Origin of the sequence: Klebsiella sp. JN_Kp122 (assembly GCF_040062085.1) — a bacterium.
GTDB lineage: Bacteria > Pseudomonadota > Gammaproteobacteria > Enterobacterales > Enterobacteriaceae > Klebsiella > Klebsiella aerogenes.
Genome location: NZ_JBEAHW010000024.1, coordinates 1 through 19407 on the forward strand (window position 1 = coordinate 1; position 19407 = coordinate 19407).

Consider the following 19407-nt stretch of genomic DNA (forward strand, 5'->3'; position numbering starts at 1 on the left):
CCCGGATAAGGCGCTATGCGCCGCTATCCGGGAACCCTCCCCCGGTGGCGCTTACGCTTACCGGGGCTACCGACCGACTACCGAACCGTAGCCCGGATAAGGCGCTATGCGCCGCTATCCGGGTATTCACCCCGCTAATTCCCGCCATTTTCTTCTTTTCCGCCGCCCTTTATACTGCGGGGGTCTCCCTTACTGATAATAAAAAAATGAAATACCTCTATTTACTGCTGGCGCTGACAAGCTTCGCCGCAGACGCTGCGGATCCGGGCAGCCAATACCAACAACAGGCCGAAGCTGGCGACCCACGCGCGCAGTTTTATCTGGCGGACACCTGGGTTAGCTCCGGCAACTATCAACAGGCTGAATACTGGGCGCAGAAAGCGGCGGCGCAGGGCGATGGCGACGCGATGGCGCTGCTGGCTCAGCTTAAAATCCGTAACCCGCAGCAGGCCGACTATCAACAGGCCCGACAGCTAGCGGAAAAATCCGTGCAGGCCGGCAGCAAGGCCGGCGAGATTATCCTCGCCCGCGTACTGGTCAATCAGCAGGCAGGCCCTACCGATTATGCGCACGCCATCAGGCTGCTGCAGGATGCGGCCAAAGATGAAGAGAGCGACTCAGCCGTCGATGCGCAGATGCTGCTGGGGCTTATCTACGCCAGCGGCGTGCTGCCGCCGGAAGATGACCTCAAGGCCGCGCAATACTTCAAAGGCAGCTCGGCGCTTTCACGCACCGGCTATGCCGAATACTGGGCAGGGATGATGTTCCAGCAGGGAGAGAAAGGTTTTATCGAACCAAACCCGCAAAAAGCGCTGCACTGGCTTAACGTCAGCTGTCAGGAGGGGTTTGATACCGGATGTGAAGAGTTCGACAGGATAACCAAAGGCTAAAAAAAGCCCGGCGCGAATGGCCGGGCTCTGACATCTTATTGGGCGGTTTTATCAAACTTGCCCAGCACTTCGCGTTCATACGCCAGCGCTTTCTTGCGATCAAACTTATGTTCCCACTTGGCGATAACCAGCACCGCCAGCGCGTTGCCGACCACGTTCAGCGCGGTACGCGCCATATCGAGGATACGGTCGACGCCGGCAATAAACGCCAGCCCTTCCAGCGGGATCCCCACGCTACCCAGGGTCGCCAGCAGCACCACGAAGGAGACGCCCGGTACACCCGCGATGCCTTTCGAGGTCACCATCAGCGTCAGCACGAGAGTGATTTCCTGCCACAGGGAAAGGTCGATACCGTACAGTTGGGCGATGAAGATCGCCGCGATGCTCTGATATAGCGTCGAACCATCGAGGTTAAAGGAGTAGCCGGTCGGCACCACGAAACTGGTGATTGAGGCCGGCGCGCCGTAGGCTTCCATTTTCTCAATGATACGCGGCAGCACGCTCTCGGAGCTCGCCGTTGAGTAGGCCAGAATCAGCTCGTCTTTAAGGATACGAATCAGGATCCAGATGCTCAGCCCGCATACCCGCGCCACGATACCCAGCACCACCAGCGCGAAGAACAGAATCGCGAAGTAAACCAGGATAACCAGCTTAGCCAGCGGCCACAGCGAAGCGAAGCCGAAGGTGGCGACGGTCACCGAGATCAGGGCAAAGACCCCGACCGGCGCATAGCGCATTACCATGTGCGTCACTTTGAACATGGTTTCAGAGATAGAACGGAAAACGGTGACCAGCGGTTCGCGATGGGTCGCCGGCAATGAAGAGAGGCCCAGACCGAACAGCACCGAGAAGAAGATAATCGGCAGCATATCGCCTTTCGCCATCGAGGCGACGATATTGGTCGGCACCAGCGACAGGATAGTCCCCATCAGGCCATGAGCGTGGCTCTGCACCTCTGCGGTGGTGTTCTGATATTTCGAGATATCGACCGCCGCCAGCTGCGACATATCAATGCCGCTGCCCGGTTGGAAGACGTTCGCCAGGGTGATCCCCAGCACAATCGCCACCGTGGTGATCACTTCAAAATAGATGATGGTCTTAGCGCCGATGCGGCCCAGTTGCTTGGCGTCGCCTACACCCGCAATGCCCACCACCAGCGTCGAGATGACAATCGGGACGACAATCATTTTGATCAGGTGGATAAAGATATCGCCTGCCGGGGTCAGGAGGTTAGAGATTAACCAATCACGGCTTTCGGCGTGGTAATGCAGGTAGCTGCCCAGAAGTATGCCAAGCACCAGGGCTAGCAAAATCTGCCAGGCCAGGCTGACTTTTGTTTTTTTCATCACTACTGACTTCCTCAATGAAAGGCACCATTCCGGGAGGTAATGGCACCCACTGAAAGGGGTATGAATTGTGTTGCGTTGCTTTATGGGGTTATTTAACGCGCAATATCAGTATCATTTGCACGGCATGCTGCGCAAGCCTTTAAGAACAGCGCTTTCCTCTGGTTTTCTGCATAAATCCGCTCATTTCAGCGCATTACATTGCATAAGTATTTGTTATAAAAAATATTTAACACATTCAGTTTCTATAAATACAGCAAATGAATTATTTCACTTCAAAGTTTCATTTGGTTGAATTTCATTCAGTTTAATCAATGCGTGATCTGCCCCCCAAATAGTAAACAAAGCTCATAAAGCCCCTATTCTTAACGGTTATTTGACATATATTTAACAAGTTAAAGGAGAAAAAAAGCCATGAGCCAAATACATAAACACCCTATTCCCGCAGAGATTGCGGAACATTGCCTGATGAATCCGCAACAGTACCAGGTGAACTACCAACAATCCATCAGCAACCCAGATGCCTTCTGGGGCGAGCAGGGTAAAATCCTCGATTGGATCAAACCTTACACACAGGTGAAAAATACCTCTTTCGCGCCGGGAAACATCTCCATCAAATGGTATGAAGATGGCACCCTGAACCTCGCGGCCAACTGTCTCGACCGTCATCTGCACGAGCGCGGCGACCAGACCGCTATCATCTGGGAAGGCGACGACGCCAGCCAGAGCAAAAATATCACTTATCGCCAGCTTCATCGCGATGTTTGCCGTTTTGCCAACGTATTGCTCGATCTGGGCATTAAAAAAGGCGATGTCGTTGCAATCTATATGCCGATGGTGCCGGAAGCCGCCGTGGCCATGCTGGCCTGCGCGCGCATCGGCGCTATCCATTCGGTTATCTTCGGCGGCTTTTCGCCGGAAGCGGTTGCCGGACGCATTATCGACTCCAGCGCTCGCCTGGTGATCACCTCTGACGAGGGGTTACGCGCCGGTCGCGCCATCCCGCTGAAGAAAAACGTCGATGATGCGCTGAAAAACCCGCACGTCACCAGCATCGAGCATGTGGTGGTCCTCAAACGCACCGGCGGCAAAATCGACTGGCAGGAAGGTCGCGACCTGTGGTGGAGCGATCTGATTGAAAAAGCGGATGACCAACATGAAGCGGTGGAAATGAACGCCGAAGACCCGCTGTTCATCCTCTATACCTCCGGCTCGACCGGCAAGCCGAAAGGCGTGCTGCACACTACCGGCGGCTACCTGGTGTATGCGGCGACTACCTTCAAATACGTCTTTGATTATCATCCGGGCGATATCTACTGGTGCACCGCCGATGTGGGCTGGGTCACCGGTCACAGCTACCTGCTGTACGGCCCGCTGGCCTGCGGCGCCACCACGCTGATGTTTGAAGGCGTGCCAAACTGGCCGACCCCGGCGCGCATGTGCCAGGTAGTGGATAAACATCAGGTCAATATTCTGTACACCGCGCCGACGGCGATCCGCGCGCTGATGGCGGAGGGCGACAAAGCTATCGAAGGTACCGATCGTTCCTCACTGCGCATCCTTGGCTCGGTCGGCGAGCCGATTAACCCGGAAGCCTGGGAGTGGTACTGGAAGAAGATCGGCAACGAAAAATGCCCGGTGATGGACACCTGGTGGCAGACCGAAACCGGCGGCTTCATGATCACCCCGCTGCCGGGCGCCACCGAACTGAAGGCCGGTTCCGCCACGCGTCCATTCTTCGGCGTCCAGCCGGTACTGGTGGACAACGAAGGGACGCCGCTGGAAGGCGCGACCGAGGGCAACCTGGCGATCGCCGACTCCTGGCCTGGCCAGGCGCGTACCCTGTTTGGCGATCATGAACGCTTCGAGCAGACCTACTTCTCAACCTTTAAAAATATGTACTTTAGCGGCGACGGCGCCCGTCGCGACGAAGATGGTTACTACTGGATCACCGGTCGCGTCGATGACGTACTGAACGTCTCCGGCCACCGTCTGGGCACCGCGGAAATTGAATCCGCGCTGGTTTCGCATCCGAAAATCGCCGAAGCGGCGGTGGTCGGTATTCCGCATAACATCAAAGGCCAGGCCATCTACGCCTACGTGACGCTGAATCACGGCGAAGAGCCGACGCCGGAGCTGTATGCCGAAGTACGTAACTGGGTACGCAAAGAGATTGGCCCGCTGGCGACGCCGGATGTACTGCACTGGACTGACTCGTTGCCGAAAACCCGCTCCGGCAAAATCATGCGCCGTATTCTGCGTAAGATTGCTGCTGGTGATACCAGTAATCTCGGGGATACCTCGACGCTGGCCGATCCGGGCGTAGTGGACAAACTGCTCGAAGAGAAGCAGGCCATTGCGATGCCGTCATAACCTTAACCTATTCCCTACCCCCTCTCCCTCTTAGGAGGGAGAGGTTAAAAACATAAACTCCCCCCAAGGATTCTATTCAGCAGGAAAGCGGTAAATCAGCGACGACTCGACGCAATAGCGTCGGGCGAGTCACTGTTGCCGACGGATAGCCGATGGATGACATAAGGGTTACCTCTGGAGACGCGAAGATGAATGAACAAATTTGTCAGCGGATAGAAAATAGTGCGCATTTCAGGGAGTTAGTTGCATCACGGCAACGGTTTGCCGCCATTCTGTCAGTCATTATGTTGGTCATTTACGTAGGCTTTATTTTGCTTATCGCCTTCGCGCCCGGCTGGCTGGGGACGCCTCTGCATGAAGGCACCAGCGTGACCCGCGGCATCCCTATTGGTATCGGCGTCATTATTGTGTCCTTCGTCCTGACCGGGATTTACGTCTGGCGGGCAAACGGCGAATACGACAAGTTGACCAAAAGCGTGATCAGCGAGGTGCAAGCATCATGAAAAAAGTCCTGACGGCGCTTGCCGCCACGCTCCCTTTCGCCGCTAACGCCGCCGATGCCATTACCGGCGCGGTGCAGCGTCAGCCGACCAACTGGCAGGCGATTATCATGTTCGTGATTTTCGTCGCCCTGACGCTGTACATCACTTACTGGGCGTCAAAACGCGTACGTTCGCGCAGCGATTACTACACCGCTGGCGGCAATATTACCGGCTTCCAGAACGGGCTGGCGATTTCCGGCGACTTTATGTCCGCGGCCTCGTTCCTCGGCATTTCGGCGCTGGTCTACACCTCCGGCTACGATGGACTGATCTATTCGCTCGGCTTCCTCGTCGGCTGGCCGATTATTCTGTTTCTGATCGCCGAACGCCTGCGTAACCTCGGCCGTTACACCTTTGCCGACGTAGCGTCTTACCGCCTGAAGCAGGGGCCGATCCGCACCCTCTCCGCCTGCGGTTCGCTGGTGGTGGTGGCGCTGTATCTGATTGCGCAGATGGTTGGCGCCGGTAAGCTCATCCAGTTGCTGTTCGGCCTCAACTACCACGTTGCGGTGGTGCTGGTCGGCGTGCTGATGGTGCTGTACGTACTGTTCGGCGGCATGCTTGCCACCACCTGGGTGCAGATTATCAAAGCGGTCCTGCTGCTGTTCGGCGCCAGCTTTATGGCCTTTATGGTGATGAAGCACGTCGGCTTCAGCTTCAATAATCTGTTCGCCGAAGCGATGGCGGTGCATCCGAAAGGGGCGGCGATCATGAGCCCCGGCGGGCTGGTGAAAGACCCCATCTCGGCGCTATCGCTCGGTCTCGGCCTGATGTTCGGTACCGCGGGTCTGCCGCATATTCTGATGCGTTTCTTCACCGTGAGCGACGCCAAAGAAGCGCGTAAGAGCGTGTTCTACGCCACCGGTTTCATGGGCTACTTTTATATTCTTACCTTTATCATCGGCTTCGGTGCCATCATGCTGGTGGGAGCGAATCCGGCGTTTAAAGACGCCGCCGGTCAGCTTATCGGCGGCAATAATATGGCGGCGGTGCATCTGGCGGATGCCGTCGGCGGTAATCTGTTCCTTGGCTTTATCTCGGCGGTGGCTTTCGCCACGATCCTGGCGGTAGTCGCCGGGCTGACGCTGGCGGGGGCATCGGCGGTCTCTCATGACCTGTATGCCAACGTGTTCAAGAAAGGGGCGACCGAACGTGAAGAGCTGAAAGTGTCGAAAATTACCGTGCTGATCCTGGGCGTGGTGGCGATTCTGCTGGGTATTTTGTTCGAAAACCAGAATATCGCCTTCATGGTCGGCCTGGCGTTCTCTATCGCCGCCAGCTGTAACTTCCCGATTATCCTGCTGTCGATGTACTGGTCGAAGCTGACCACCCGCGGCGCGATGATCGGCGGCTGGCTCGGCCTGCTCACTGCGGTGATTTTAATGATCCTCGGCCCGACCATTTGGGTGCAGATCCTTGGTCACGAGAAAGCGGTCTTCCCGTATGAATACCCGGCGCTGTTCTCCATCGCCATCGCTTTCATCGGCATCTGGCTGTTCTCGATTACCGATAACTCCGCCGAAGGGATGCGCGAGCGCGAGCAGTTCCGCGCTCAGTTTATCCGTTCGCAAACCGGTATCGGTATCGAACGCGGTCAGGCGCACTAAGTGTATCAGCCTCTTCCTCGCCTTGAGGAAGAGGCTGTGTTTTAGTTATAGGTAAAGGTTATCACCCCGCTCGCATTTGCCGGCCCCGCCGTCACCTCAGCCCCCGTCTTATAATAGTTGGCGGAAAACGATAATGTCTGCAAAGCGGTAGCTCCGCCGGGGCTATCAGGGTTGGTAAAGACGGTATAACCGGCATCCGCGTCGCTATTGGTCACCGTCGTGCGGCTTGAAGAATACAAACTGATATCCGTATTCAACGGTAGCGCCTCGCCATTCAGATTGAGCTGGACGCCAACACCGGTGGCGACATTGCTATCTGCTGTCAGCGCCATCACCGTGTTATCAGGATTATCACCGCCCGCTTGTGCCGCCGTCACCCGCATCGAGACGTTAGTGCCCGGTTCGCAGGAGAGCGTGACCGACTGCCGAGCTGAGCCCACTTTCGTCGCTGAATTAAACGCCGAAGCGCTGACCGTACCCATCTCGAAGTTCAGCCCCGAGCTATTGGTTACACAGCCCATCGGGGTCAGTTGAATCGTGGTGGTGCCGCTAATATGCAGTTGCGAAATCACGATAGTGCCTGTGCTATCTTTCGCAGAAACCGTAGCGTTCGGATCGGTCAAAGACAGTTTACTATTTGTCGCTATTGGACCGCCTGTCGCCACTAACTGCAGCTGGTAAGCGGGTGAATAACTGGTTGAAGCATAATAATCCAGTAGCCCGGAAGGTTTACCAAGATAGTAATTAGCATCACCAATAAAATGCGTCTGATAGTCACTACTGAAATCACCACTATCGCCGTCATATTCCCCGGTAATGTTTAGCCAGACTTTGACTCTCAATCCAACGCCTTGTAACGAGGTGGTATAGATATTATCCCCGAGTAAACTACCTGCATTATTTGAGGCCCACTGAAAGAGAGCGTAGATATCTCCTTCACAATTAGTTAGAGCGGTTGACGAATGAGTTATTTTTCCTGAGTCATATAATACTGTTCCGGCTGAGTAATTCCCGGCACTAACTAAAATCTTCTCAGGTAAATTAGTCATGGATATATCACCGTAATTTGCCCCGCCACACCCCCAGCTAAACTCAGTAAACAGGAACAGAGCTAGCCAGATAAATTTTTTCATGCATCCTCCTGCATGTAATAGTTATTTATAGGTGACATCAAAGGTCGCGGTAAATCCCACAATGCCAGCACTAATTTTTCCGTAGGGTGAATACATTCTGGCGATCATGTTAAATATATGAGAGCCAGCACTATCATCAAACGTATAAACATACCGATCGTTCGGCCCTAATGGCTGGTTATCCGCCTGGCTAAGCAGTTGCATTCCGACACCGCTGGCCCCATCACTACCGGTTTGATAGTTTTTATAAATTGAAGCATGGGCATCATCAAAATAGGAGCCACTGAAGGATAAGGTGACCGTAGAGATTCCCGCGGAGCAGTTACTAAACTCAAGCTTAACCGGCGTGCTTTCCCCACTAGAACCCGCTTTGCCGGTAAGCGTTTGATACGACACCGTGCCTAGATCAATGGTGATAGAGGGTTTTATTTCAACGTTACAGGATGGCTCCTCAATGTTTCCGGAAACATTAAAATTGAGCGTACTTGAATCCTCATAGGCGAAAACTGGTGGCGAAATAACAAACAACCCACAAATTAAATAACCTAATAAACAGATCAAGATACCGCCAATATTTTTCACATCACCCATTATAAAACCCCATTGCTTTGAGCAATTGCATAAATTAATGACACAGTGTTTGATAAAAAATAATCTCCTGGCTTTTTTCTCTACCCGTCAAATCATAGTTTGCGCGGCATTGTTCATTGTCTCCCTCACCCCATTTCACCAGCATGGTTCCTTTTTGCTGAAGCCCTGTCATATAAACCTGCCCGTCATCACCAACAATATTGCTGCGAATATCCTGGCGCCGTTGCGGCTGTTTTTCTAAAGTCACAATGGCGCCGAACGGCGCGACGCCGGTCCGCGTCTTTAAAGTGACCATCGCTTTCGCTCCAATATAAGTATCGTATTGCACTCTTACTATCGCGTTGCGCGTCGGTACCACGTTTTTCACCACATTATCGATCTCCGCACCTGCAATCTGCTGTTCATCCAATGACAGGTTATTAATATGGTACGGCCGAATATATGGCACAATTGCGTAACCTGTGGAATCGGTAGTGACATTGGTTTGTCCGCGTACCGCCACATCACCCACACCGGGCGTGGCAATCAGGGCGGAACTCTCGCCGAGGAATCGGGAAAGCGTGAGTCCACCGGCGTGGGCGATCATGCCACCGCGTAATGAATAGTTATAATGGTTGCTATAATGGTCATAGCCGTAACCGCCGGAAATATCTCCTCTGGAACTCTGATAATCCACGCCAATATTTCCGGAAGTGCTTTTATTACTGGCGTTATAACCTTGCTGAATATTCCAGTTAAGCGATCGATCCGCCAGCATCATGCCGTTCAGTCCTACGCTGTGGGTAGTGTCGCTGGTACGGCCAGAACTCATGCTGTAGTTAGATGAGAGACTCTCGCCGAGCGGCAGAGACAGCGTTAAAGACACAAGGGTATCGCTGTCAGGTTTAGTCTCGGTACTATTTTCGCTACTTTGCACGTTTCGGTTATATGAGTAATTAATAAAATACGAGACTTTTCCCACAGACCCGCTATAGCCAATACCCAGAGACTCCATTCGCGAACTATCCCAGTAGGTTTCATTGACTAAAGACAGCGACAGAGAACCGTGTCCAAATAGTGATTGCGATATTGAGGCATCAAAGCGCCCTTTTTTCCGACCATTTAAGGTACAACAATCGCGGTCATTTGAGGCATTATCGATAAAATCCTGAAAGGAGTAATATCCCGCGGTAGAATAGCGATAACCCGCAACCGAAAAATTAGTTCCCGTCCGTATAAAGCTCTTACTAAAGCGCAGACGTAAAGATTGTCCTTTTTTTTGCGATAACGTAGAACGGTTTTCGTTTTGTTTAATATCTGCCAATGACTGAGAAGCGTCAAACGACAACGCGCCAATACTGCCTAAGTTAAAACCAGAACCCATTAATATATTAGTATATTTATCTTCAGCCTGTTGCAATCCAGCATATAACGTAATATTGCTTGAAACGCCGTATGCCGCTGTCGACTGGATAAAATTATATTCTTTATCGCCAGAACTGGTCGCGCGCGTTTTTCCGCTACTAAAGGCATAGTCCAACTGTCCCTCTCGCTGCAAAATGGCAAGCGACGCATAAGGCACGATAAAATTTTGCTCACTACCATCGGACTCTTTAATATTAACGTTGAGATCGCCTGCGCTCCCCGTTGAATAAAGATCCTTAATCTCGAAGGCCCCGGGGGCAACCGTTGTTTTATAGATACTGTAACCATTCTGATAAACGGTGACCTCAGCGGTAGTACGCGCGATACCTTTAATCGTTGGCGCGAAACCATGCAGACTGTCCGGCAGCATTTCCTTATCAGAGCTTAGTTGCAGACCAGTAAAATTCATACTGTCATATATACCTGATGAGGTATACGTATTACCCAGAACGAATTGGCTTCTCAAGGTATGAATATCGCGAGCAAGATAGCTATACACCGATTGCCAGTGGCTGCCGTCATCGCCATGATCAAACGTGCTATAGTTGCGAAGACGCCACGGCCCCAGATTTATGCCAGGCTGCAAACTCGCAAACTGACTTTCGGTGGCGCTACCGCCGTGCCGCGGTGTATTCCATTGCCCCGACAAACTGTAGTTAAGCAAACCCGCGTTTATTCCTTGCTGCCACTGTTCTTCCGGAACATAGTCTCCAGGGCGATTAAGCAACGCCGCCTGCGGCACGGAAAGTGTGAGGCGCTGCTGCGATAACGATACGGAGTATTCAAGACCAGGAATAACAGACAGACGGGCACAATGCGTTGCCATATCCGCTAACTGCGGATAACGCTCGGTATTAATCGACCATGATCTTAACAGCTCAACGCCAATGCAGGGTTGAACCTTTATCTGCTGGTTATCCGTGTTTTTTTTAAATTCAACAACCTCGGAAGATATATATTTATCATTAATATAAATATCCAGATTATAACTGCCGGGAGGAATCGTATCCTGAGATAACCAGGATAAATCCACAGCGGTAGCACTACTTTCAGTCACTTCCAGTAAATGAGGGTTGAAGTATTCTCCGGCTTGCGCGCCAGAACTTAGGGTAGTAACGTATAGCAGAAATGCTACTCCGATATACCCCGGAGTCTGAAACAGAGCAATGCTACTGTATGATTGCGGAATATTTTTTCCCTGCCATGCCATAATCATTAATCACGCTCCATGTGATTTCTTTACTTCCCGCAGAGGATAAAACAGCTTTTGCCGGTATTTTTAACGTAGAAAATGGTGCAACGAACCATATTCCAGATATATTCTGACCACTAATCTTTATTTGTGAGAAGTTCATATACAATGGTGAATAATTTATAACACTATAAAAATTGCTATCGCGGCGCCATTGTAATTTATCCGCATAGTTTTCTGGTATTTGGCCCTGTAGTTCTTTTGGACGATAAATAAGTTTAATTTTAGAGTTAATGGCAAACTGCACCGTATTTTTATCTGGCACATTGTCCATCGCGGGTATGCCTTTAACATTTAACCAGAGCATAGACTCGCGATCTGTTGGCAATGGTTTCCCTGAGCGCACGATCCGGACAAATCCTTTCTCTCCCGAATTTAATCGAAATAGCGGTGGTGTAATAATAAAAGCGTCTTTTACTGGCGATGACGTATCAACGACAGAAAGCCAGGACTGAACAATATTAGTAGTATTATCTTTATTATCAACACCAACCACCGTACTCTCTTTGGCGCCATCAAATATCACACGAGTCGCGCCCACCACCACGCTCGCTTGTGCATTCGAAAAAGTTAGCAATAAGCTAATAAAGAATAAACAATTTCTCATATATCCCTAATAAAGGGGAATCTACACCCAGCTCCCCTTTCTCCGTATAAAATAAATTAATAGTAAGTCACGTTATAGGTCACTGTCGTATTTACCGTACCTTTCGTAGGATCAGAAGCGCCTGACTTGACCATTTTCACAGTAAAGGGAATAGTCGCTGCCCCGGATGAAATATCGACATCGGCACCTTCTTCGTTATTTTTCAGCAGATTACCCTCGTTATCAAAAATGGCGACCGCAACGCCGGAAGCAGCAGAACTCGTGGCCTGGTTTTTGAAGTAATCACTGTTCGCAGCATCTGCCTCGCCACCGAAGGTGATGCGGGCGACAGCGTTGCCCCCTTCTTCAGTAGCAGGACAGTTAGCGAGTGAAAATGAAAAATTCTTCGCCGCACCAAAGGTATTCGCTTTCAAGTCCGCCACTGAAGTGGTACCCATTTCGATAGATGTCACTCCACCATCAATTGTTGCGGTACAGGTGGTATCAGAAACGGTACCGTTGAAAGTGATAGTATTCGATGCAGCTTGTGTAAAAGTCGACAGCATGCAGGAGGCAGAAATTGCCAGCGCGCTTAACGCATATTTCTTACTAATTTTCATATGAATTCCCATATCCATTGTAAATGACAATCAATCCGTCAATTGCTTCATGCAGGTTTATTAGAGAATGGAATTCAATATTCGCATTACAAATTTGCTATGCCAATAATGATAAGAGCAATTTATTTGATCACGTGGTCACTCATTGAATCCATTCAATAATAATAGCCCACGTAAAAAGAATATCGTGCAGAAAATATTTTTCAATAAGAAGAGCTAACATCACTTATTAGCTGAGATTCATCATCTGTCATCACACAATATAAAACCATAAACATCAACCAATTAGATACACCTTCAGCCATAAAGAAAGTTAATGTATTTTGATGGATTCGGAATAAAGCCTAAACACTTTAAATATCAATTAAGCCAAACGTCTTATATATACGTAGTTTCTTAAATCATTCTAATATCAGCAGCCTTACCTGCTGCACTTTGAGGTAAAACTGCTGAATATTAAAATATTGCCCAGCGTACTAGCGGCGCCGCCAGAACCATTACCACGCCGGAGAGCATCATTACCAGGCTGGCGACCACACCCTCCTGCTGGCCCAGTTCGTAGGAGCGGGCAGTACCGGCGCCGTGCGACGCCGCGCCGAACCCTGCCCCTTTCGCCATTCCGGCGCTGATCGACAGGCGTAAGAACAGCACGTCGCCAATCGCCATGCCAAAGACTCCGGTAACCACCACAAACAACGCCACCAGATCCGGCTGGCCGCCGAGCGGTTTTGCTGCCGCCAGCGCAAACGGCGTGGTCACCGAGCGTACCGCCAGGCTACGCTGAATTTCATCAGACAGGGTGAACAGACGCGCGAGCCAGACGGAAGTGGTCACCGCCACCACCGAAGCCGTCACGACACCGGCGGTCAACGACATCCAGTGACGCTTAATAATCGCCATGTTGTCATAGACCGGTACGGCGAAGGCGATGGTGGCCGGCCCCAATAACCACAATAGCCAGTGCGACTCGCCCATATAGCTCTGGTAGGAAATATGACCAAAGACGAGGATCAGCACCAACAGTACCGGTGTGAGCACCAGCGGCATCAACGGCAGTTTGTGGAAGCGGCGATAGAGGCGTTTATTGGCGAAATAGAGCCCGAGGGTGACCGCCAGGCACAACACGCTCAGGGTAAAATCACTCATCTTTCAACCTGCTCACTTCGTAGCGATAGACCTTATCCACTACCCAGGCCGTGGCGCCCAGTACCATGGTGGTGCTTAGCCCGATGACGAGGAAGATGCGCCAGCCGTCTATCATCAGCAGTTGCGCATAGTTAACGACGGCAACCACCGCCGGGACGAAAAACAGCAGCATCTCCGCCAGTAGCCAGCGCGCGCCTGCACGCACCCAGTTTAGCGGTATCACCCGGCAGACAATAAGCATCAGCAGCATCAACATGCCGACAAGATTGGCAGGAAGCGGGAGATGTAGCCAATTAACCAGATATTCAGCGCAGACAAACAACCCGGCATAGAGCAGTACCTGAACCGGTACCTGAAGACGTTGCATCACGAAAGGCGCAACACGTGCTGGCGCGAAGGCCATGAGCGGAATTCCCTAAAAATAAGTCAGGGGTGCAGTATAGAGAGCCGCCCTTGCGGACAGAAATGAATTAAAATCATCACAGGTATAGTCTCAGGGAATAATCATGGATATACGTACGTTGCGGTATTTTGTCGAAGTCGTCCGCCAGCAAAGCTTTACCCGCGCGGCGGAGAAGCTCTTCGTCACGCAGCCCACCATCAGCAAGATGCTCAAAAATCTGGAAGACGAGCTCAATTGCACCCTGCTTATCCGTGATGGCCGTAAGCTGTTATTAACCGATACCGGCCGGGTAGTGTTCGAACGCGGGCAGGCGATACTCGGCGAATTCAGCCAGTTAAAAGCCGAGCTCAGCGACATCAACCATCTAAATAAAGGCGTGCTGCGCCTGGGGATCCCGCCGATGGTCGGCATGTTGATGGCCGAGCCCATCAGCCGCTTTCGCCTGCGTTATCCCGGCGTGGAGCTGAAAATTTCCGAGTTCGGCGGGTTGACGGTGCAGCAGGCGGTTAGCAACGGCGAACTCGATCTGGCGATGACCGCGCTACCGGTCGATGAGGCCAGCGCTCTGACCACGCTGTCGCTCTTTAGCCATCCGCTCTGCGTCCTCGTACCGAAGACGGCGCAGTGGCAGGGTATCACCTCGATCTCGCCGCAAAAGCTGGCGCAGCATCCGTTGGTTATCTACAACGAAGATTTCGCCCTCAGCCAGCAACTGATGCGCCTGTTTGCTGAGCATGACGTGAAGCCGCGTATCGCCGTGCGCAGCGGCCAGTGGGATTTTCTGGCGGCGATGGTGCAGGCAGGCATTGGCGTGGCGATTTTGCCGGAGCCGATTTGCCAGCGGCTGGATGCCGAGGATTTTTACTGGATCCCGCTGGAGAGCGAATTACGTTGGGAATTAGGGATGATCTGGCGGGAAGGAGTGTATATGTCGCGCAGCGCCCAGGCGTGGCTGGAGTGCAGTAAGTCGTTTTGGCTGGAGTAACTCCCCGGTCGCGCTAACGCTTACCGGGGCTACATATAGACTGTCGATACTGTTATCGGTTGGCAACTTTTTAAGGATTTTTCCCGGAGGCGGCGCATTGCGCCTTCTCCGGGCTACCAAATCGCACAGCACTGTAGCCCCGGTAAGCGGCAGCGCCATCGGGGGATTTTGAGGCCATTGGTACCGGCAGTTTCAGCCAGCATAGTGAATAAATTAAAGGCAGGCCGCACGGACCGTAGGACCGAAGGTCGGGTAAGGCGTTAGCCGCTACCCGACAAAAAACGGCACCGCGAGTAGCCCCGATAAGCGTCGCGCTTACCGGGGCGAAGGTTACTGATCTTCGATTAACAGCGCTTCTAACAGGTCGAGATCGTGCAGCAGTTTCTGCAACGTCTCGTTGCTGATTTGCCGCGTCGCGCGCAGGTGGTACAGCTCACCACGTTCCGAACGCAGCGCCGCCAGACGGAAACGGCGCTCAAGGCTCTCTTCCAGCATCGAGGTTTCGACATCGTTACGCCCATCTACGCGGCGACGCAAATTACCGATGACACGCGAACTCACCTCGGTCAGCAGCTGGTTGTCGATATTCTCTTTGGTATCCGCCGCCAGGCGTTCTTCCATTTTCTGAATCGCGACAATCGCCACATCCGCCGTCGCGGCGCGCGCCAGACGCTCTTCTTTGCGCTGCTGTACGTGGTCGGTGGACTCAATACGCCGCAGCAGAATCGGCAACGCGATCACCCCGACAAACAGGGAGAAAAGAATCACCCCGGCGGCAAGGAAAATAAGCTCGTAACGCGCCGGGAAGACGTTGCCGTCCGGCAGCAGTAGCGGAATCGATAGCACACCGGCGAGGGTAATCGCCCCGCGCACCCCGGCGACGGAGGAGATCAGCAGCTCGCGGGTGGTCCAGGAGCCAAACTCCATCGGTTTCTTCTTCAGGAAGCGCTGGCTAAGCTTACGCATCGTCCACAGCCAGCCGAAACGCACCAGCATCAGCGCGGCGTAAATCAGCACGATATCGGTGAACAGCATCCAGGTTTCAACGTTCGGATCGGCTTCCGCCGCCACCAGCGAGCTCGACAGGATATCCGGCAGCTGCAGGCCCAACAGCAGGAACACCATGCCGTTAAACACGAACTCCAGCATGGCCCAGGTACTGTTGGCGCGCAGGCGCATAGCCAGCGGCGCGGTACGCATCACCCCGGAACGGGTGATGGTCATACCCGCGGCCACCGCCGCCAGGATTCCGGAGAAACCGATATGTTCGGCAATCAGGTAGGAAGCGAACGGCAGCAGGAACAGCAGCACAATTTGCGTTGCCGGTTCATCGCCGCCCCAGCGGCTGAGGAAACGCATTGAGCGGCCATACAACCAGCTGACCACAAAACCGGCCAGGATGCCGCCAATCGCCACCTTCAGGAACTCAACGGTTGCGCCGCCAATGGTGAACACCATCGTCCCCATCGCCACGGCAACGGCAAATTTTAACGACACCAGGCCAGAGGCGTCGTTCATCAGCGCTTCGCCCTGCAGGATGCCCATGATTTTCTTCGGTATCCGCCCTTCGCCAACAATACCGGACAGCGCCACGGCATCGGTCGGCGACAGCACCGCCGCCAGGGCGAACGCCGGAACCAGCGGGATCCCCGGCACAATCCAGTAAATCAGGAAGCCGATACCAACCACGGTAACCACCACCAGCGCCAGCGCCAGGCCGAAGATTTCCCGCCCGTGCTCGATAAATTCGCGGGTCGGCGTTTTCCAGCCATCGGCAAATAGCAGCGGCGGAATAAACAGAACGAGGAAGAGTTCAGGGTCGAACTCGACGTGCAAACCAAAGGTCGGCCAGGCTAACAGCGCGCCGATGGCGATTTGCATTAACGGTAGTGGAACCTGAAAGGGCAGTACGCGTGTAACCACCCCGGAGAGTGAGACCACAAGGGTCATAATGAGTATGGTGAAGAATATTTCCATGTGTTCCCTGTTTGCTGCGTTTTCTTTTTTTACATCTGAGGCGTCATGTCTCGAAATGATACGCTACTCAGATTAACGCAAAAGGAAACAGGATGTGGCTTAAAAATTAAACGGGCGGCCAAAGCCGCCCGTCGTTAGCAGGAAAAGTTAAATCGCCCAGCCGCCGGCATAGAAGATAACCAGCGCCGCCGCGATGATCACGGTGCCCGCATTGAGTTTACGCCACTCGCCGGATACCACGCGGCCAATCACCAGCGATGCGAAACCGATCATGATGCCGGTCACGATGTTGCAGGTCAGCACGATGAACACCGCGGTAATCAGCCCCGCCATCGCATCAACGAAGTCATTGAAGTCGATTTTCGCCACGTTGCTCAGCATCAGCAGGCCAACGTACATCAGCGCTGGCGCGGTCGCGTAGGCCGGCACCAGATAGGAGAGCGGAGAAAGGAACAGGATCAGCAGGAACAGCACGCCAACGGTGACGGCCGTCAGGCCGGTTTTACCGCCCGCCGCCGTACCGGCCGCCGATTCGATATACACCGCCGCAGGAGCCGCGCCCACCACGCCGGAGAACACGCTGCTCAGGGAGTCGGTAGTCAGCGCTTTACCGCCGTTGATGATCTGCCCGTCTTTATCCAGCAGATTAGCCTGGCCGGCAACCGCGCGAATGGTGCCGGTAGCATCGAATACTGCAGTCATGACCAGCGCCAGTACGCTTGGTAAGACCACCGGGTTCAGCGCGCCGATGATATCAAGGCTGCCAATAAGCGAATTGCCTTTGTCATCGCTCAGCGACGGCATGGCGAAAATCCCGGAGAAGTGGACGTTCGGATCGAAAATCAGGCCGATAATGGAAATACCAATGATGGTCAGCAGAATGCCGCCCGGCACTTTCAGTTTTTCCAGACCGATAATGACCGCCAGGCCAATCAGCGACATCATCACCGGGAAACTGTCGAAGTTGCCCAGCGCAACCGGCAGGCCGTCCAGCGGGTTTTTAATCACCAGGCCGACGCCGTTGGCGGCAATCAGCAGCAGGAACAGGCCGATACCGATGCCGGTGCCGTGCGCCACACCCTGCGGCAGGTTGCGCAGGATCCAGCTACGAATACCGGTAGCGGAGATAATGGTGAACAACACCCCCATCAGGAAAACGGCGCCTAATGCTACTGGAATGCTGATGTGCTGCCCCAGCACCAGGCTAAAAGCGGTAAACGCGGTCAGCGAAATCGCGCAGCCGATAGCCAGCGGCAGGTTGGCCCACAGGCCCATGACTAATGAACCGACGCCCGCCACCAGGCAGGTCGACACGAACACCGCTGCCGGCGGAAAACCCGCTTTCCCCAGCATTCCCGGCACCACAATGACCGAGTACACCATCGCCAGGAAGGTCGTTAACCCGGCAACGATTTCCTGACGTACGGAACTGCCGCGAGCTGAAATTTTAAACCAGGCGTCTAAAGAACCGCCGGTACGCGCTGAAGGCGTAGACATAGAAAACTTCCCCTGAAAATTTTGATCGTTCGCGTGTATGCGTGATGGACCGTCCACTGCCAGTTAAACGCCATCTCCTTGTGCTGTTTCCCGGCGCCAGGAGGGAGGCTGAGAAAAAGCAAACGTTTAACTCCGCGCATACAATGCGGTATATGGAATGTCTTTGCTCCCCCTGTAGGCAGGGGAAAAAACGAGCAAAGTAAAAAGGCAAACGATTATCCTGTCTTTAGACGGCCCTTTTCAACTGAAGTTTGTCGTATTTTGCCAAATTTCGCCGCCAAAGCTCAGGAAATAGACAAACGATGCGCAAACGTTATCGTCAATGCGCAAAGCATTAACATTTTTATATGTTTTAATCCGCTTTCAGGCGCATTAACCGCCAGGTAGGGTAAACGGCCCGCCGCGCTCAATAGCGCTAATCCATGCCGGACGTGACTCAACCTGCTGCTGCCAGCGCCGTGTATGCGGCAAGTCTCCAACACCGCCGCGCGCCAGTAACGCCATCACCGGGAAGCTCATCTGGATATCCGCCATACTCAACGCACTGCCGGCAAACCACGGCTGACGGGCCAGATGCTGTTCTATATACGCCGCGTGGGTCGCCAGCTGTTTGTCCAGCCACGCTTTTTGCACCCCTTTGCCCAACGCCCCGCCCAGCGTGCGCATGCCAAGCGGCACCGGCGGCTTGCCGAGGCTGGCGAAGATAAGCTTCATCAACAACAAAGGCATTAACGATCCCTCGGCATAATGGAGCCAGAAGCGATATTGCAGTTTCTCTTCCCGCCCCAGCGGTCTGAGCTGCTGGGCGCTATCGTAGGTCTCCTGCAGATATTCCAGAATCGCGCCGGACTCCGCCAGCACCACGCCCTGATCCTCAAGCACCGGCGATTTACCCAACGGGTGAATTTTTTTCAGTTCCGCTGGCGCCTGCATGTTTTTTTCACGCTGGTAGCAGACTACCTGATAGGACAATTGCAGTTCTTCCAACGCCCACAGCACGCGCTGCGAGCGGGATTGGTTGAGGTGATGGACCGTCAACATGGCGCTCTCCTGTT

Annotated in this window: 16 protein-coding genes; 5 read left to right on the forward strand and 11 right to left on the reverse strand. The window is 53.2% G+C overall.

Translation table 11 applies throughout. The features are described 5' to 3' along the window. The first annotated feature begins 206 nt into the window (after window positions 1-206). The gene (locus ABLU78_RS11205; protein WP_026612428.1) at window positions 207-890 is read left to right on the forward strand and encodes a tetratricopeptide repeat protein; all 684 of its coding nucleotides are present in this window, start codon (window positions 207-209) and stop codon (window positions 888-890) included. A gap of 35 nt (window positions 891-925) precedes the next feature. Here ABLU78_RS11205 and gltP read toward each other — a convergent pair whose 3' ends face one another. Continuing rightward, entirely contained in the window at window positions 926-2236 is a 1311-nt protein-coding gene (gene gltP, locus ABLU78_RS11210; RefSeq protein ID WP_015368716.1) for a glutamate/aspartate:proton symporter GltP, read from the reverse strand. A gap of 414 nt (window positions 2237-2650) precedes the next feature. On the opposite strand from gltP, the gene acs reads away from it, so the two are divergent. From acs to actP, 3 genes are all read left to right on the forward strand, one after another. Next, window positions 2651-4609: an acetate--CoA ligase gene (gene acs, locus ABLU78_RS11215; protein WP_032709622.1), complete on the forward strand. Its 1959-nt coding sequence runs from the start codon at window positions 2651-2653 to the stop codon at window positions 4607-4609. A gap of 188 nt (window positions 4610-4797) precedes the next feature. Beyond that, entirely contained in the window at window positions 4798-5112 is a 315-nt protein-coding gene (locus ABLU78_RS11220) for a DUF485 domain-containing protein (protein ID WP_015704068.1), read from the forward strand. Continuing rightward, on the forward strand, window positions 5109-6758 hold the full coding sequence (actP, locus tag ABLU78_RS11225) for a cation/acetate symporter ActP (protein WP_015704067.1): 1650 nt from the start codon (window positions 5109-5111) through the stop codon (window positions 6756-6758). The genes ABLU78_RS11220 and actP overlap by 4 nt, the downstream gene beginning before the upstream one ends. 41 nt (window positions 6759-6799) lie before the next feature. Here actP and ABLU78_RS11230 read toward each other — a convergent pair whose 3' ends face one another. From ABLU78_RS11230 to ABLU78_RS11260, 7 genes are all read right to left on the reverse strand, one after another. Beyond that, on the reverse strand, window positions 6800-7891 hold the full coding sequence (locus ABLU78_RS11230) for a type 1 fimbrial protein (protein ID WP_348820565.1): 1092 nt from the start codon (window positions 7889-7891) through the stop codon (window positions 6800-6802). 21 nt (window positions 7892-7912) lie between these two features. Continuing rightward, the gene (locus ABLU78_RS11235) at window positions 7913-8482 is read right to left on the reverse strand and encodes a fimbrial protein (RefSeq protein ID WP_048229774.1); all 570 of its coding nucleotides are present in this window, start codon (window positions 8480-8482) and stop codon (window positions 7913-7915) included. A 34-nt stretch (window positions 8483-8516) separates the two neighbouring features. Next, window positions 8517-11102 carry a fimbria/pilus outer membrane usher protein gene (locus ABLU78_RS11240; protein ID WP_048229775.1) on the reverse strand — a complete coding sequence of 862 codons (2586 nt, stop codon included), beginning with the start codon at window positions 11100-11102 and terminating at the stop codon, window positions 8517-8519. Continuing rightward, window positions 11056-11745 carry a fimbrial assembly chaperone gene (locus ABLU78_RS11245; protein ID WP_045412667.1) on the reverse strand — a complete coding sequence of 230 codons (690 nt, stop codon included), beginning with the start codon at window positions 11743-11745 and terminating at the stop codon, window positions 11056-11058. The genes ABLU78_RS11240 and ABLU78_RS11245 overlap by 47 nt, the downstream gene beginning before the upstream one ends. A 56-nt stretch (window positions 11746-11801) precedes the next feature. Beyond that, entirely contained in the window at window positions 11802-12362 is a 561-nt protein-coding gene (locus ABLU78_RS11250) for a fimbrial protein (RefSeq protein WP_162619017.1), read from the reverse strand. A gap of 438 nt (window positions 12363-12800) precedes the next feature. Then, window positions 12801-13490, reverse strand: coding sequence for an LrgB family protein (locus ABLU78_RS11255; protein WP_015704061.1), 690 nt, complete (start codon window positions 13488-13490; stop codon window positions 12801-12803). Continuing rightward, the gene (locus ABLU78_RS11260) at window positions 13483-13893 is read right to left on the reverse strand and encodes a CidA/LrgA family protein (RefSeq protein WP_015368727.1); all 411 of its coding nucleotides are present in this window, start codon (window positions 13891-13893) and stop codon (window positions 13483-13485) included. The genes ABLU78_RS11255 and ABLU78_RS11260 overlap by 8 nt, the downstream gene beginning before the upstream one ends. Before the next feature lie 103 nt (window positions 13894-13996). Here ABLU78_RS11260 and ABLU78_RS11265 point away from each other — a divergent pair, with 103 nt between their 5' ends. Further along, window positions 13997-14878 (forward strand): LysR family transcriptional regulator, encoded by an 882-nt coding sequence (locus ABLU78_RS11265; RefSeq protein ID WP_015368728.1) that lies wholly within the window; start codon window positions 13997-13999, stop codon window positions 14876-14878. 330 nt (window positions 14879-15208) lie between these two features. On the opposite strand, the gene ABLU78_RS11270 is transcribed toward ABLU78_RS11265, so the two are convergent. From ABLU78_RS11270 to ABLU78_RS11280, 3 genes are all read right to left on the reverse strand, one after another. Beyond that, window positions 15209-16855 (reverse strand): Na+/H+ antiporter, encoded by a 1647-nt coding sequence (locus ABLU78_RS11270; RefSeq protein WP_015368729.1) that lies wholly within the window; start codon window positions 16853-16855, stop codon window positions 15209-15211. Window positions 16856-17002: 147 nt separating this feature from the next. After that, window positions 17003-18352, reverse strand: a complete 1350-nt coding sequence (locus ABLU78_RS11275; protein ID WP_015704058.1) for an NCS2 family permease — start codon at window positions 18350-18352, stop codon at window positions 17003-17005. Between the two features lie 372 nt (window positions 18353-18724). Then, window positions 18725-19393 (reverse strand): glutathione S-transferase, encoded by a 669-nt coding sequence (locus ABLU78_RS11280; protein ID WP_015368732.1) that lies wholly within the window; start codon window positions 19391-19393, stop codon window positions 18725-18727. Window positions 19394-19407: the final 14 nt, after the last annotated feature.

Coding starts and splice junctions, on each gene's coding strand:
- ABLU78_RS11235 (WP_048229774.1), bottom strand. CDS start 8,482: ATGGGTGATGTGAAAAATATTGGCGGTATCTTGATCTGTTTATTAGGT.
- ABLU78_RS11265 (WP_015368728.1), top strand. CDS start 13,997: ATGGATATACGTACGTTGCGGTATTTTGTCGAAGTCGTCCGCCAGCAA.
- gltP (WP_015368716.1), bottom strand. CDS start 2,236: ATGAAAAAAACAAAAGTCAGCCTGGCCTGGCAGATTTTGCTAGCCCTG.
- ABLU78_RS11275 (WP_015704058.1), bottom strand. CDS start 18,352: ATGTCTACGCCTTCAGCGCGTACCGGCGGTTCTTTAGACGCCTGGTTT.
- ABLU78_RS11270 (WP_015368729.1), bottom strand. CDS start 16,855: ATGGAAATATTCTTCACCATACTCATTATGACCCTTGTGGTCTCACTC.
- ABLU78_RS11245 (WP_045412667.1), bottom strand. CDS start 11,745: ATGAGAAATTGTTTATTCTTTATTAGCTTATTGCTAACTTTTTCGAAT.
- ABLU78_RS11230 (WP_348820565.1), bottom strand. CDS start 7,891: ATGAAAAAATTTATCTGGCTAGCTCTGTTCCTGTTTACTGAGTTTAGC.
- ABLU78_RS11250 (WP_162619017.1), bottom strand. CDS start 12,362: ATGGATATGGGAATTCATATGAAAATTAGTAAGAAATATGCGTTAAGC.
- ABLU78_RS11255 (WP_015704061.1), bottom strand. CDS start 13,490: ATGAGTGATTTTACCCTGAGCGTGTTGTGCCTGGCGGTCACCCTCGGG.
- ABLU78_RS11260 (WP_015368727.1), bottom strand. CDS start 13,893: ATGGCCTTCGCGCCAGCACGTGTTGCGCCTTTCGTGATGCAACGTCTT.
- ABLU78_RS11205 (WP_026612428.1), top strand. CDS start 207: ATGAAATACCTCTATTTACTGCTGGCGCTGACAAGCTTCGCCGCAGAC.
- ABLU78_RS11280 (WP_015368732.1), bottom strand. CDS start 19,393: ATGTTGACGGTCCATCACCTCAACCAATCCCGCTCGCAGCGCGTGCTG.
- ABLU78_RS11240 (WP_048229775.1), bottom strand. CDS start 11,102: ATGATTATGGCATGGCAGGGAAAAAATATTCCGCAATCATACAGTAGC.
- ABLU78_RS11220 (WP_015704068.1), top strand. CDS start 4,798: ATGAATGAACAAATTTGTCAGCGGATAGAAAATAGTGCGCATTTCAGG.
- acs (WP_032709622.1), top strand. CDS start 2,651: ATGAGCCAAATACATAAACACCCTATTCCCGCAGAGATTGCGGAACAT.
- actP (WP_015704067.1), top strand. CDS start 5,109: ATGAAAAAAGTCCTGACGGCGCTTGCCGCCACGCTCCCTTTCGCCGCT.